Genomic DNA, 14,137 nt, shown 5'->3' on the forward strand with positions numbered 1-14,137 from the left:
GATGGATAGAACACGGGAAATCAACTAGATTGTACTCAGCTTGGGTTGTCCCCTGGGGATGCGCTGCAGAAATGCGGTGCTTGGGGACAGGGCTGAATATCGGGGGCGCTTGCGGCCGATCGCGGCCGCAAGCACATAAGAGTTCACTGGGGAGGACTCACATGCTGCAAGAACAACAAGGATACCGTTGGGCGGTCGCAGAACTGCGCCAGCGGCAGAAAACCAATAAGGGAGCGCCAGCCTACTCGCGCTTCGTCAACAGGCCACTGGGCCGCCGGCTGGCGGCACTGGCCTATCTGCTTCGGCTAACGCCCAACGGCGTCACCGGCATCAGCGCACTATGCACGGCTGGCGGACTGGCGGTGATCGCACTGCTGGAACCGTCCTTCGGCTCTTCGCTGCTGATCACTGCTTTGCTGGTGCTCGGCTACGCGTTGGATTCTGCTGATGGGCAGCTGGCCCGTCTCCAAGGCTCCGGATCCGCTGCCGGCGAATGGCTGGACCATATTGTCGACGCGATCAAGACCGCCGCCCTGCACGCGATGGTGCTGATCTCGTGGTATCGGTTCTACCCGGTAGAAGGCGCCTGGTACCTGGTGCCCATTGCCTACCAGGTCGTGGCCTGCAGCCTGTTCTTCTCCATGATCCTCACCGATCAGCTGCGCCGACTGAACTCCGGGAGAACGGGGCACTACCTGCAGGGCCAGGGCAAGAGCTCGGCCCTGTATTCATTGGCCGTCGTGCCTACCGACTTCGGCCTGATCTGCCTGGCCTTCCTGACGCTGTGGCTGCCATCGGTGTTCATTCCGGTGTATGTCCTGCTGCTGCTGGCCAACGCAGGCTTCCTGGCGCTGGCCCTGGGCAAGTGGTACCGGGAGGTGAAGGGCCTTGGCCAAAGCGCTTGATTACCAAGAACATCGCACCTGGCCAGCTGCACCGGAATTGGGCTGGGGACAGCATGCGCATCGGGAGGTGGCAGGCATGGATCTGAGTGATTTCTTCTTCGTGCTGCGAACCCGCATGTGGTGGATCGTGGCCAGCACCCTTGCCGGGATACTCGCCTCCATCGCCATCACCCTGGGGATGACCCCTGTCTACACCGCGAAGTCGACCTTGTTCGTCAGCGTCAATTCCAGCCAGGACACGGCCTATGCCCGTGGCCAGTTCGCGCTGCAGCGAGTGGGGTCCTACCCGCAGCTGGTCAATGATCCGCAGCTGATCAACCAGGTGATCCGCGAGCTCGATCTGGATCGCAGTTTCCAGGACGTCAAATCCAATGTGAACGCCACCAATCCGGTCGATACCGTGCTGCTGGCCGTGACGGCGAAGGCCCCGGAGGCCCAGCAGGCCGCGGACATGGCCAATACGGCTGCCGGGTTGCTGGCGGAGTCCATCCAGAAACTGGAGAACACCGATCCCAAGAAGCTCGAAGTCAAAGCGGAGCTGTCCGTGCCGGCCGCGGCACCGCAGTACGCCACCGCGCCTCGCAAATCCGTGAATCTGGCCCTGGGCCTGGTTTCGGGAGCCAGCTTGGGATTGCTGCTGGCCCTGGCGCTGCACAAGTTGGATCCGAGGATCCTGCGCGGCCGCGACGCCGAACGGCAATTGCGCATGCGCGTGCTGGGCACCGTGGCGGCTCGGTCCAAGGACGGAGCCCGTGCCAACCCGACCGGCATCCAGGTCGGTTACCGCCAGCTGGTATCGAACCTGCTGATGGCCAATGACGGGCGCCTGCCGCAACGCATCCTGGTGCTCGGTACCCGTGCCGATGCGGTTCTCGATGGGCAGCAGCTCGCCCAGACCCTGGCGGCCATGGGCAAGCGCTCGGTGATCGTGCAGGCCGACCGACAACTGGAGCCGCTGCGCCGCGACGAGGCAAGTGGAACGGGCCTGACCCAAGTGCTCGCTGGCACCAGCGAGCTGCATGATGCGCTCACTCATATCGAATCGGTGCCGATGGGCTACCTCCCTGCCGGACCGCAACCTGAAACGCTGCGCCGTTTCGATGTGTTCGCCGGATTGGACAGCTTGATCGCTTCCCTCGAAGAGGATTTCGATGTAGTGATCTTCGTAGCCAGCATGGAGGGCCAGCCGGTGGACGCTACCGCAGTGGCCCTGCACAGCGATTGCGTGATCCTCACCGGACGTGAACGGCGAACCACCTACCGACAGGTTGCCGATGCCCTGCAGGAGCTGAACGCTGTGCGCGTCGGAGCGACCGGGCTGGTGCTGGTGCGCAAGCCTTCGCGCTTCCGGCACCGGCGGGATACCTGATCATGCCTCCGGCCGTCAGCGCGTCCTGGACGCCGGCGGAGCAGATCCCGGTGCCACGGCGCTACCGGGTTCCGCGTCTGTGGCAGTTGAACCTGCTGTGGATCCTGATGGTCTTCAGCGTGGTTGCCTGGCGCCAGGGAACGCTATTCACCGGCGGACTGGACCTCGTGGTCGTGCTCAAGGCGCTGTTGCAAGGCGCCGTGCTGTGCTGGGCGATCCTGCTGTGGATGTGGAGTGGGGCCCGTCAGCCGGTAGGCGTGCGCAGTATCGCGCTGCTCGCTCCGGTTCTGGCCCTGAGCGTGATCGGGGCGATGGCAGAAGGCAATGTCATGGCCTCGGCCATCATCGCGATCCGCGTGGCGATGCTGGCAGCGACAGTGCTGTTCATCATGCGGGTTTTCCCGGCCCATCAGGTGCTGCTGGCCATGTGCGTCGGTTTGGCCGCGGTGGGCATCATCAGCGCGGGGACCGGGCTGGCGCTGGGCGGAGGCGGGCGCCTAACAGGCGGCATCCCTCCGCTGAGCCCCAATGAGATTGCCTTGCTTTCCGGCATCCCGGCACTGGTTCTTTTCCACCAATCGCTGCGCGCGCACGCGCGGTGGTGGCACGTGGGGATGCTGGTGTTGCTCAGCTCCATCCTTCTGCTCTCCGAGTCGCGCACCGCTCTCATCGCGGCTGCTTGCACGGCAGCTGGCATGCTGCTGATGCTCCGCCGAATCCCGTTGCAGACCATCGTGGCGGCGCTGGCGGCACTTCCGCTGGTGTTCTACCTTGCGTTCCTGACTCCGGTTTTGCAGAATCTGATGGCTCGCGAGGACAGTGCCTCGGTGATGACGTTGAACTCCCGGACTATCAGCTGGTCGGTCGTGCTGAACCTGCCCAATGATTCATGGCAGAGATGGATCGGTGCGGGATTGAGCCAGAAGACCATTGCTGTCGAAGGGCAGTACTGGGACGAGCAGGTTTTCGATTCTTCGTGGATTTCCTTGCTGGCGCAAACTGGAATCATCGGAACGCTGCTTGTGGCTTTCTGGGTTCTGCTGACGGTTTTCGCCGCATTGCGTTCAAGCAGGCTGCGCAGCTTGCTGTTCCCGCTGCTGGCATTCGTGATCATCCGCAGCGTGATGGAAAACGGGCTGGTAGATGCCGGTGCGCTATTCCTGATTTTCCTGGTGTTCGCCCTGATGCTGGAACCGGCCAGCAGCCGAGCGGCCTTGGACTGGGAACACGCTGCACCCCTGCAGCGCAAGCAGCCGCCGGATCCGCCGGTGGCGATGGGCAGCTGAACCCGAATGCACCGGATCCCGGCTGGGCACAATGCCGAGCCGGGATCCGTTGCTTGTACTGCCAGGGTGGCCCGGAGCCTAGCGCGGGTAGCTGCCGATGCGCTTGGAAGCGGGGGCGTGTCCTATCAGGAAGGCAATATCGCTAGGTAATGCGGTAGCCTGGCTGTTCTTGCCCGTAACGCTGGTAGTCGGATTATTGGTACTGCTCAGCACCGTGCTGGAGGTGAGTTCAAAGGAATTCAGCTCTTGTCCGGTGGACTTGGCGAAGGCCGGCAAGGTGGTGAACACCGCGGGGTTTCCAGCGCCTTTGGACCAGACGGAGGACCACTTCGGATTCGTGGAGTTGATGCGGTGATAGGCATTGGACGCCAGGGAGATCTTCATCTGTTCCGCCGTGTAGCTCCCCGAGTAGTCCTCGACGGCAAGAATTGCGTTGCCACCGCCGGTATTGGAGAACACGTTGTTCTTCGCGACAATGTTCTTATTGATCCAGGTCATGGTGGTGTCAGGGAATGGCTGGCGCGGATCGTGCCCGGGGTCGGACTTGTTCGCTGCGCGGCGCGCATCCTGCACGATGTTCAGCACCCGGTTCTTGCCGCTGATGGTGTTGTTCCAGATCTTCACATCGCTGGTGTTGTTCAGTTTGAAGGCGAATCCGGAATTCTTGGTGATGCGGTTGTTGGCCACCACTGCTTTTGCGGAGATCTCCAGCGACAGTCCGGGCCCGGTATTGGAGATCAGGTCATTATTCAGGATCTTGGAATCGTAGACGGATTCATCCAGCCATAGTCCCGGGCCGTAGTTGCTGTTGAGCTTGGAATCCTTCACCGTCACGCCCCGGGTGCGTCCGATCTTCAGCCCGCCGGAGACAGGCGAAGTGTTGAACCGCTCGTGGTTATTGCCTGTGGAGGCCAGTTTGTTGACGACCAGTCCGTCAGCGTACACGGCGTTCATGCCCAGCATGCCGCTGCGCTGGATCTTCACGTTGCTCACGGTGTTCTTCACAGCGCTGACGTTCAAACCCGTGGTTGCCGTATCCTCGATGGTCAGGTTCTGCACAGTGATGCCCGGCTTCTCCGCGGTGACCGCACCCATGTCGGGCACCGAAGGAGCGAACTTGCGCACATTGATACCCGAAACGCTGGAATTGCCGCTGCGGATGCTCAGGGCCTTGACCAGCGTAGAAGCGCGCACGGACTTTCCGGTTGGGTCGGTGCCGAGGTGCAGCTTGTTGTTGGCGCGGTCCACATAGAAGGCACCCGGTTTGAGCTTGGCAACCGAGGATACCTGGGTCTGCTTGGCCCCGTTGATCCATACCTGGTCGGGGTGGGCTGCCATGGGATAGCTGGAATTGATGAAGCCCCATGCTTCAGCCGTATTGTCTGTGGCTCCCCGGGTGTAGGTCGGGCTGGTATCGAAATCGTAGTCCCAGCCGGATTTCACCCATCCATTGCTCGCAGCGGAGAAGCCCGTGATTGCCTTGGAACCATCGAGCCAGACGGTCTCTCCCGGGTATTCGCGCAGCTTGAGGCTCTTGCCTGCGGGGATCACTACCGACTCATGGTAGCTGCCACCACGCACCACGATGGTCTGTCCGCTGGAGGCTTTGGAAATGGCCTTGGACAGGGTGCGCAGTGGCGCTGAGGCGGTACCGCCGGAGGCATCATTTCCGGATGCCGAAACATAAAGTGCAGTTGAAGGGATGGCGCTCAGGGTTCCCGCCTGCGGTGCCTGCTCGCCAACGCTGACCTCTTCGGAGTGGAGAACGGTTCCTTCGGCCTCAGGTGCAGGTTCGGGAGTTGGGGAAGGCGATGGGGCAGGTGCCGGTTCCGGGGCCTGCATCGCCGGTTCGGTAGCTGAACGCGCCACCAGATTATCTACGTGCAGACCGGAGTTGCCGGCGGCGCTGGCCGAAAGGTAACCGCCTATGCGCAAGCTGCCTTTGGCCGAGGCCAGCGCTGTGGATGCATCTTCCGATTCCAGTTGCCATTCGGGGGTTCCGCGGCCAGCTGCGAAGGCTCGGGCCTTGAGCGACGCGGTGCCGCTTCCGGTGATGGCGAAGTCAACATGGTACGCAGTCCCCGGGCGAGCCGCTGCGCTGATCTGCCGAGAATCGAGCACGATCTTTTTACCGCTGACGGTCCGTGAAATTTCCAGGGACAGATTGCCAGTGCTTTGCAGCCGAAGCGAAGCGGTGTATTGGCCATCTGCGGTACTTCGGGCACCTAGGTGCGCATAGGACGAACCCGTGCTGGGCAGCGAGTCGAAGGAAATATCGACGCCGGCCTGCATGTCGGCAGCGTTGATGGCGGCGGTGGCATGGCTGAGCTTGCCGGGGACCAAGGTAATTTCACCCTGGGAACCATCTACGGCGAAACGGCTTGGACTGTTGGCTAGGTAGGGGATTCCACTTGAAGTAGAGCCCCAGCCGGAGCCAACTATGCGGTTCATGGCATCGGCGACCAATGTGGTCGAAGCGGCCACGGGCACCGGGTTCAAGGAGGTGGCAACGATGCCGCACGCGGCGGCCAAGGCCAATGCCGCGATCAGGCGCGGCCGCTGGGAAGATTGGCCGGATGTATCCGGACCGAGGGGCAAGAGATTTTTGGGGGAAAGGTTCTGCAAAGGATCCTCGGAGCTTAACCCGTGCTCCCCAGCAAAACAGGCCCTGCTCATTCAATATAGACGATGGTTTAAGGGTCACGCGGGCCCTGCTGTAAATGGTGGCATGGAATGAACCGTTATTCAATCGTGATGTTTCTCTCTCGATCCCTGGACTTCGAGGTTGACGAGGAAACTTCCCCAGTGGCCAGCGAGTATTCCAAGTACCCCCGAGCAAGTAATTCGCGGGTAACGCAAGTACGGGTGCACTCGTGTGCCGCAACGGCACGACACATATGCTCGGTAGATGAGAAACGCATGCTTGCGGCATGTTCCGGAACTCGCCGTTGATTTTGGGGATCGACGCTGGTGCGGCAAGCAAGCGAACGTTGATTCTGCTGTTTAAATTTGGGGGAACAGAATGCAACGCACCGAGCACCATGACTCGCGCGCCAAGCTGAGCATCGCCTTGATCGGCACCAGGGGAGTACCTGCACGCTATGGCGGTTTCGAGACCGCTATTGAAGAGGTAGGGCGCCGCCTGGCCGATCAAGGGCACGAGGTGACCGTATATTGCCGTGGCACTGCCAAAGACGAGCGCATGAGCGAATACCAGGGCATGAAGCTGGTGCATTTGCCTGCCATGAGGCGAAGGAGCCTCGAGACGCTGAGCCATACTGCACTGTCGGTGATCCATGCCCTCTTCAACCGGCCCGATGCGGCGATTGTCTTCAACGCGGCCAATGCCCCGCTGCTCCCGCTGCTGCGTTTGGGAAGGATTCCCGTCGCCACGCACGTGGATGGGCTGGAATGGAAACGGGCCAAGTGGGGACCTATTGGCCAGAAGTACTACCGGCTATGCGAGCGCCTCTGCGTCTGGTGGAGCAGGGAATTGATTGCCGATGCCCTGGGTATCGCCAACTACTACGCGGCGAAATTCTCGCGGGCAACGAGGCTCATCACCTATGGCGCACCGCAAATTCCCGAGGCTGCTGCCATGAAATTGCCCGCGCTCGGCTTGGAATCAGGAAAATTCCATCTGGTAGTGGCCCGCTTCGAGCCGGAGAACCACGTGGAGATGATTGTCCGTGGCTACAGCCAATCGCAGGCCAGGCTCCCGCTGGTGGTCGTCGGTTCGGCGCCCTATGCCGAGCAGTACACTCAGCAGGTTCATGCCGCGGCCACGGAACAAGTCCGCTTCCTAGGCGGGGTATGGGACCAGCAGCTGCTAGATGAGCTCTATGCCCATGCACTTGCCTACTGGCATGGCCATTCGGTCGGCGGTACCAACCCATCATTGCTCAGGGCGTTGGGTGCCGGTACGGCGATCAACGCCTATGACGTGAACTTCAACCGCGAAGTGGCCCAGGCAGCCGGCGAATACTTCAATGACCCGCAATCCGCGTCCAGGCTCTTCGACCGCACCGAATCAAAGGAAAATGCCGTTCGACAACGCGCCCAGCTCGCACGAAAGCGCGCTAACGACTATGACTGGGACGATGTTGCCCGGGCCTACGAAAAGCTGTGCTTGGATTTGGCCGGCGCCGGAAAGCCTTCGGTGGAATTCGACGCAGTACCGTCTGCGGAAACTGGCCGACGCCGCGCCTGAGGCTGGCACAAGAATTCTGGGAAACAGTAAAGCGTCTAGGCCATGGGGATGGCCCGGATGCTATGGGGAATCGAATCAGCAACTGGTTCATGAGAAATTGGGGAAAATAATGATCACTGGGTACGCCGCAGGTGCTTTCGACCTGTTCCACGTCGGGCACCTGAATATTCTCAGGCAAGCCAAGTCCAGATGCGACTATCTGATTGCCGGTGTTGTCAGTGATGAAAGGCTGCTCCAAACCAAGGGGAAACGGCCGGTGATACCGGAAAGCGAACGACTGGATATCGTCTCCTCGATAGGCTTCGTGGATGAGGCGGTTCTCGATTTTCATCCGAACCGATTACTGACTTGGGAGGATGTCAGATTCGATGTGTTCTTCAAGGGAGATGACTGGAAGGGCACCCGCGAAGGAAAAGGACTAGAAGAGCTCTTTGCAACCGTCGGTGTGAGAGTCGAGTACTTCCCCTACACCGTGCATACTTCCAGCACCAAGCTCAGAGTGGCCTTAGAGCAATTAAGCTCGCCATCTATGCAGGTCCAGCGGGCCTGAGCGCAGAACCAGACAGATCATGCGACGCGCACAAGCAGCAGAACCTCCGGCCTGCGGCCATGTCCCAGCCAAGATGCGCATCGTTCCGATGCTGCTCTTGCTGGGAATAGCCCTGGTTTCCTGCACGGTAGAACCCCAGGCTTCGCCGCACGCGGCCATGCCTGGGGAACCAGCCGAAACTACATTGGCGACTATCGATCAGCAGCTGCACGAATCAGCCTTGGCGGCGCCCGCCACCAAGACGGGCAAAGCCGCTGAAAAATCCGAGGATTCAGCTTCTCCTGCCGAGAAAGCAGAGAAGTCCACATGGAAAAAGGACAAGGACGCGCAGAAAGTGGCGCCGGACGCCCAAGCGGCTGGCAAGCCGCCTGCCACAGCCAAGGCGGTGGACCTTGCTGAAGAGGTCCAGGCGGGCCCGCATGCGCAGATGCGGATCAAGCGCATCGAGCAAACCCAGTCTGAAGCAGAAGGCATCGGGCAAATCGCCGGGGCCGCGACACTGGTTGAAATCGAGTTATCCAACGACGGAGTCACCGCGCTGGACTTGGGCAAGGCCCAAGTGCGCTTGTTCTACGGCGACGGCAGGGAACCGGCGGCCGTGCTCACAGACACACGCAGCACCGTACTTCCCGCACAACTGGAGGCAGGCAAACAGGCTACTGCCACCTATCTCTTCAGCGCCCAAACAGAATCCGCGTCTGACATGACCCTAGAATTCGAAACCGGCGCAACTAAGAAAATCCAACAGCTCGCAGGTGAGGTATCGCCATGATCCGCAGATCCGCCCCGGCCATCGCCCGATGGGCCATGTCTATGATTGCTGCAACCGCGCTGATCGCGGCCGCCGCATTAGCCACGCCGCCGCAGGCACTTGCAGATAGTGTGCCCGCGGATCCGTCAGACCCGCTCACCCCTGCGACAGTCACCGCCGATGCCCTCCCGACCGTCCAGATCGATGGCGTGGTCTGGAGCCAAGTGGTCATTGGCAACACGGTATATGCGGGAGGAAGCTTCGCTACCGCACGTCCTGCAGGTGCGGCGGCCGGGACGCAAACCGCAACACGCAAGAACATCCTGGCCTATGACATTCGAACCGGAGAACTGCTCAACAGCTTCACTCCGGAATTCAATGCCTAGGTACTCACTCTTGCTGCCTCGCCGGACGGCAGCCGGCTCTACGCTGGCGGCGACTTCACCACCTTGGACGGGCAAAGCGCCTCGCGCATTGCGGCACTGGATCCGGTAACCGGAGAACGCATCGAGGAATTCGACCCGCAGCCTTCCAATTCCGTGCGCAGCATTGTCGCCACGAACACCACGGTGTACCTGGGCGGTTCGTTCTTCCGCATCGGCGAAGCCTGGCGCGAGCAAGCGGCTGCGCTGCGTGCCAGCGACGCCGCCCTCCTGTCGTTCCGGCCAGTGGTCGGCGGAGGGCACGTCGAGTCCATGTCGCTGTCGCCCGATGGGACAAAGCTGGCCTTGGGCGGCAAATTCACGCAGGTGAACTCGACCAGCGACTTCGCCAACGGCCTGGCCGTCGTGAGCACCGAGACCAGCGCGAAGTTCTCCTACCCGGCAGCTTCATATATCCGCAATGGCGGGGAGACCGGATCCATCACGTCGATCGCCTCGGATAAGGACACCTTCTACGCCAGCGGCTACACGTTCGGACGGGCCACCACGCTCGAAGGAGTGGTGGCCATCAAGTGGGCAGATCTCGAAACTCGCTGGGTAGAGGACTGCCACGGAGATACCTACTCCGTGCACGCCACCGGAGATCTGCTCTACATCGCCGGGCATCCGCACTATTGCGGAAACATCGACGGCTTCGCCCAGGAACCCAGCTGGCAGTACAACCGCGCCATGGCCTTCAGCAAGGAAACGGCTGGAACTATCGACCGTGAAATCCACGGATATACCAATTTCGAGGGCCTGCCGCATCCGCAGCTGCAGACCTGGTTCCCGGCATTGAGCACCGGCACCTACACCGGGCAGAGTCAGGGACCGTGGAGCGTCGCCGGCAACGACCAGTACATCGTCTACGGTGGTGAATTCCAGCGGGTGAACTACAAGAACCAGCAAGGCCTGGTGCGCTTCGCAATTCGCGATTTGGCCCCCAACGACAGGGGGCCGCTACCGAGCGGGGAGGACTTCGTTCCGACCTTGAGCTCCACCACTGCAGGCCAAGTGCGCATCCGCTGGCAAGCCGCTTCGGATATGGATAACGGGACCCTGACCTACAAGGTGATCCGCGACGGGGCGAATAATTCTCCCATCCACACTGTTAAAGCCGACTCGACTTTCTGGATGCGCCAAGGAATGTCCTTCGTGGATAAGGACGTGGAGCCCGGAAGCACGCACAGCTACCGGATCTTTGCCGTGGATCCCACCGGAAGGGAGGCGCGCAGCACCACCGAAAGCATCACTGCCGCCGGCGACACCGTTGCATCCACCGCATACGAAAAAGTCATCAGGGCCGACAAGCCCAAGGCCTACTGGCCTTTCGGAGCAGCTGACAACTCCACTGCCCTCGATGCAGCCGGGAGTGAAGACCTGCAGCTGGCAGGAAATGCAGGCGTCGATTCTTCATCAGCCATTGCCGCGGGACATGGCAGCAGCCTGTCACTTGGCGGCAGCGGAGCGCAGGACATGGTGCGCTGGAAGCGTCCGCAGGAATTCACAACCGAACTGTGGTTCAAGGCCTCGCCCCTGCAACGCGGCCGGCTCATCGGCTATGGCAACGGGCAGAACGCAGACTCAACCGATCATGACCGGCTGACCTATTTGAATTCCGTAGGACGGTTGTCCTTCGGCGTGACCGAACGCGGCGCTCGCCGGGTGATCACCTCTTCGGGGATCTACAACGACAACAAGTGGCATCACGTGGTCTCAAGCTTGGGAGAAGACGGGATGCGCCTGTACGTGGACGGGCAGCAGGTAGCTTCGCGCGCAAGCACCAAATCCGCACTGGAGCTCGACGGCTTCTGGCGGCTGGGCAATGACCGGGTCAGCGGATGGAGCTCGGCGCCTACGAGCGGTTTCACCGGACGCGTCGACGAAGCCGCGGTCTACGGCAAGCAGCTGAGCCCGGCGGTGGTGGCGAACCACTACCAGGCCGGCATCGGCCAAGCGGCCAATGCCACTCCGTCGGCAGAATTCACCCATGAGGTCCACGACCAGCAGCTCACCGTGGATGCTTCGGGTTCCACAGATCCCGACGGCACCATTGTCGGCTATGGATGGGACTTCGGAGACGGAAACAGCGCTGAAGGCATCACCGCCGGTCATGGCTACGCAGAACCCGGAACCTATCAGGTGAAGCTGACAGTCACCGATAACGTAGGCGCGAAGGATACGGCCACCAAGCAGGTCACCATCCTGCCGCCGCCAGAACCGAACCGGCCTCCGGAAGCGGCCTTCGAAATCACGGAAGTGGACGGGCTGGACATCACCGTTGATGCCTCGCAGAGTTCCGATCCCGATAATGATGAGCTCAGCTACCGCTGGTCCTTCGGCAACGGAAGCGGCTGGGTAGAGGGATCAGCAGTTGAATCGTTCAGCTACACCGAGCCAGGCGAGTATACGATCACCTTGGAAGCCAGCGATCCGGAAGGGCTGGTGGATACCCGCACCGAAACGGTGAAGGTCACGCTGCCGCCAAGGCCGGTGGCAGTTGACGCCTTCGGCCGCACGGCCACGGGCAATTGGGGTGCTGCCGATACCGGAGGCACGTGGACGCGGACCGGATCCGCGGCGACCGCCAACGTCGCCGGGGGAATGGGCCAGCTTCTTGGCCTGAACCCCGGTTCAGGCCCGGCGGTCTACCTGCCGGTGGTCGACAGCACCACCACGGAAGCCGCTGTCCAGGTCCAGCTTAATAAGCAGCCTACCGGCAATGGCACCTATGTCTCCTTCTCGCCGAGGTATCTGGGCAATGCGAACCAGTACTACCTCAAGAGCCAATTCACCTCCTCGGGCGGCATCCAGATCCAGCTGATTCGTGCTGTAGGCGGTGCAGAGAGCATCCTGGACACGCAGTACCAGTCTTCCTTCGGCTACCAGGCCGGTGAAGCGGTCCACTTGAAGCTGTCCGTGACGGGCACGAATCCGACGCAGCTGGCGGCAAAGATCTGGGCAGCTTCGGACAGCGAACCAGCTGACTGGCAGCTCAACGCCAGCGACTCGACCAGCGAGCTGCAAGTCCAAGGCGGCATAGGACTGCGCCTGTATCTCTCCGGATCGACCACCAATGCGCCGGTGACCGCGTCCTTCGACAACCTGTCGGTGATCGGGTAGCAAGGATCCAATCAATGCCATGCCCGCCAAGGCCCAGGCCTTGGCGGGTATGGGCTGCCGAGGGGGCACCATGGAAATCGGAACCGCAGGACAGCACGGGGTCAGCCGCCGCGCCTTCTTGGGCCTGGCTGCCAGCACGTTCGTGCTGGCAGGGTGCTCAAGGGAACTGGTGGCCAAGAACGCCGCGCCCAAGGTGGCCAGCGCGGCGGACCTGCTGGGGCAGGACCTCTTCTATATTGCCCACCGCGGTTCGGGAGACAACTGGACCGAGCATACGCTGGCGGCCTACAGGCAAGCTCTGGTCCACGGTGCGCAGGGCATCGAGATCTCGGTGCACCGGAGCAAGGACGGACAGTTCATTTGCCACCATGACACCAGCTTGCAGCGCCTTTGCGGAGTCCCGCAGCTGATCAGCGAAACCGGGTGGGACCAGCTCGAAGAACTGCACAACGATGCCCGCCAATGGCTTGGACCGAATGCGGCGTTGGAGCCATTGGCACGCCTGGAAACCGTTCTGGAAGCACTGGCAGACCAGGCGGTCCTGTTCATCGAGGACAAGAGCGGACAGCATGCCGCCGCGTTGATCGAGAAGATTGCCGCTTCCCGGGTTCCTGTTGAATCAACGGTGTGGAAGCAGCCGGCAACCGGCACCGGAGCCGAACTGGCAGCGGCCGCCGGGATGAGGACCTGGGGCTATTTCGCCCCGGAGAATTTCGCCGAGATTGAAAAGCTTGCCGGTGGATTCGATGCCATAGGAATCCATGATTCTGCTGATCCGGGCACCATTAAACGAGCAGTGGCCACCGGGCTGCCGGTAATCTGCTGGGAAGTGCACCGCAGAAGCCAAAGGGACTTGCTGGCAAGGCAAGGCGTCCGGGGAATGATGTGCTCGAACTTGCCTTATGTGACTTCCTCACCGCGAGCTGTCCGCATAGCTGCCGATGGCTTTTCCAGCGGCTTGAGGTCCACCGGTGATCTGCCGGATGTGCTCACCTGGAAAGCCCAGCCGCAGATCGCGGCTGAGGAGGGTCTGCTCACGCTGGGTGAATCCCGCAAGGCCGCCTATGTCCTGGGCTCCATGGCCACAGCAGGAGGCGGTAATTGGCGATTGAAAGCCCAGATCCGCTGGCCGCAGCGGGGAGAACAGAACCAGATTGCCGGCATGGCCTTCGGTTTGCCGACGGATGCGCCCTACCGGGCATTCGAAAATTCGCAGGCAGAAGGATTCCATCTTCAGCTTGAAAGCCGCGGAGAAGTTTCACTGTGGCGCGCTGCCGGCAAAAGTCCGCAGAATCTGGGCAGGGCAGCATTCAGTGCCCCGGTTGAGGGCGGATGGGCTGAGATCGAGCTGTCGATGACGGATGGACGGATTCTGGTCCAATGCGGTGGCGAGGCATTGGCGGCGCAGCTGGGCGAATCAGTTGTGCCTGGCTACGTGAACCTGCTGAATCTGATTCCGGGCGGACATCGTGTGGACTTCCGCAAGGTGTCGCTCGAAGTGGATGCATCGGCGTGAGGGCC

10 protein-coding genes are annotated in these 14,137 nt (G+C 61.5%); 9 read left to right on the top strand and 1 reads right to left on the bottom strand.

The genetic code is table 11. From position 1 onward, the window contains the following. Positions 1 to 161 precede the first annotated feature (161 nt). From AC1Z3F_RS04010 to AC1Z3F_RS04020, 3 genes are read left to right on the top strand one after another with little or no spacing between them, the layout of a single operon-like run. The gene (locus AC1Z3F_RS04010) at positions 162 to 905 is read left to right on the top strand and encodes a CDP-alcohol phosphatidyltransferase family protein (protein ID WP_105658095.1); all 744 of its coding nucleotides are present in this window, start codon (positions 162 to 164) and stop codon (positions 903 to 905) included. Then, positions 889 to 2,274, top strand: coding sequence for a Wzz/FepE/Etk N-terminal domain-containing protein (locus tag AC1Z3F_RS04015; protein ID WP_483566603.1), 1,386 nt, complete (start codon positions 889 to 891; stop codon positions 2,272 to 2,274). The genes AC1Z3F_RS04010 and AC1Z3F_RS04015 overlap by 17 nt, the downstream gene beginning before the upstream one ends. A gap of 2 nt (positions 2,275 to 2,276) precedes the next feature. Beyond that, positions 2,277 to 3,560, top strand: a complete 1,284-nt coding sequence (locus tag AC1Z3F_RS04020; RefSeq protein WP_483566604.1) for an O-antigen ligase family protein — start codon at positions 2,277 to 2,279, stop codon at positions 3,558 to 3,560. Between the two features lie 78 nt (positions 3,561 to 3,638). On the opposite strand, the gene AC1Z3F_RS04025 is transcribed toward AC1Z3F_RS04020, so the two are convergent. Beyond that, positions 3,639 to 6,236: a right-handed parallel beta-helix repeat-containing protein gene (locus tag AC1Z3F_RS04025; RefSeq protein ID WP_483566605.1), complete on the bottom strand. Its 2,598-nt coding sequence runs from the start codon at positions 6,234 to 6,236 to the stop codon at positions 3,639 to 3,641. Between the two features lie 346 nt (positions 6,237 to 6,582). On the opposite strand from AC1Z3F_RS04025, the gene AC1Z3F_RS04030 reads away from it, so the two are divergent. The 6 genes from AC1Z3F_RS04030 to AC1Z3F_RS04055 all read left to right on the top strand — a co-directional run bounded on the left by AC1Z3F_RS04030 (position 6,583) and on the right by AC1Z3F_RS04055 (position 14,132). Next, on the top strand, positions 6,583 to 7,770 hold the full coding sequence (locus tag AC1Z3F_RS04030; protein ID WP_483566606.1) for a DUF1972 domain-containing protein: 1,188 nt from the start codon (positions 6,583 to 6,585) through the stop codon (positions 7,768 to 7,770). Between the two features lie 109 nt (positions 7,771 to 7,879). Then, positions 7,880 to 8,320 carry an FAD synthase family protein gene (locus AC1Z3F_RS04035; protein ID WP_193058222.1) on the top strand — a complete coding sequence of 147 codons (441 nt, stop codon included), beginning with the start codon at positions 7,880 to 7,882 and terminating at the stop codon, positions 8,318 to 8,320. A gap of 19 nt (positions 8,321 to 8,339) precedes the next feature. Continuing rightward, entirely contained in the window at positions 8,340 to 9,092 is a 753-nt protein-coding gene (locus AC1Z3F_RS04040; protein WP_483566607.1) for a hypothetical protein, read from the top strand. Beyond that, entirely contained in the window at positions 9,089 to 9,457 is a 369-nt protein-coding gene (locus tag AC1Z3F_RS04045; RefSeq protein ID WP_483566608.1) for a hypothetical protein, read from the top strand. Before AC1Z3F_RS04040 ends, AC1Z3F_RS04045 begins: the two co-directional genes overlap by 4 nt. A gap of 63 nt (positions 9,458 to 9,520) precedes the next feature. Next, positions 9,521 to 12,616 (top strand): PKD domain-containing protein, encoded by a 3,096-nt coding sequence (locus tag AC1Z3F_RS04050; RefSeq protein ID WP_483566609.1) that lies wholly within the window; start codon positions 9,521 to 9,523, stop codon positions 12,614 to 12,616. 19 nt (positions 12,617 to 12,635) lie between these two features. Then, positions 12,636 to 14,132: a glycerophosphodiester phosphodiesterase gene (locus AC1Z3F_RS04055; RefSeq protein WP_483566610.1), complete on the top strand. Its 1,497-nt coding sequence runs from the start codon at positions 12,636 to 12,638 to the stop codon at positions 14,130 to 14,132. Positions 14,133 to 14,137: the final 5 nt, after the last annotated feature.

The sequence above is a fragment of the Glutamicibacter sp. MOO4 genome, assembly GCF_056934395.1.

Coding starts and splice junctions, on each gene's coding strand:
- AC1Z3F_RS04025 (WP_483566605.1), bottom strand. CDS start 6,236: ATGAGCAGGGCCTGTTTTGCTGGGGAGCACGGGTTAAGCTCCGAGGAT.
- AC1Z3F_RS04010 (WP_105658095.1), top strand. CDS start 162: ATGCTGCAAGAACAACAAGGATACCGTTGGGCGGTCGCAGAACTGCGC.
- AC1Z3F_RS04035 (WP_193058222.1), top strand. CDS start 7,880: ATGATCACTGGGTACGCCGCAGGTGCTTTCGACCTGTTCCACGTCGGG.
- AC1Z3F_RS04040 (WP_483566607.1), top strand. CDS start 8,340: ATGCGACGCGCACAAGCAGCAGAACCTCCGGCCTGCGGCCATGTCCCA.
- AC1Z3F_RS04045 (WP_483566608.1), top strand. CDS start 9,089: ATGATCCGCAGATCCGCCCCGGCCATCGCCCGATGGGCCATGTCTATG.
- AC1Z3F_RS04055 (WP_483566610.1), top strand. CDS start 12,636: ATGCCCGCCAAGGCCCAGGCCTTGGCGGGTATGGGCTGCCGAGGGGGC.
- AC1Z3F_RS04030 (WP_483566606.1), top strand. CDS start 6,583: ATGCAACGCACCGAGCACCATGACTCGCGCGCCAAGCTGAGCATCGCC.
- AC1Z3F_RS04020 (WP_483566604.1), top strand. CDS start 2,277: ATGCCTCCGGCCGTCAGCGCGTCCTGGACGCCGGCGGAGCAGATCCCG.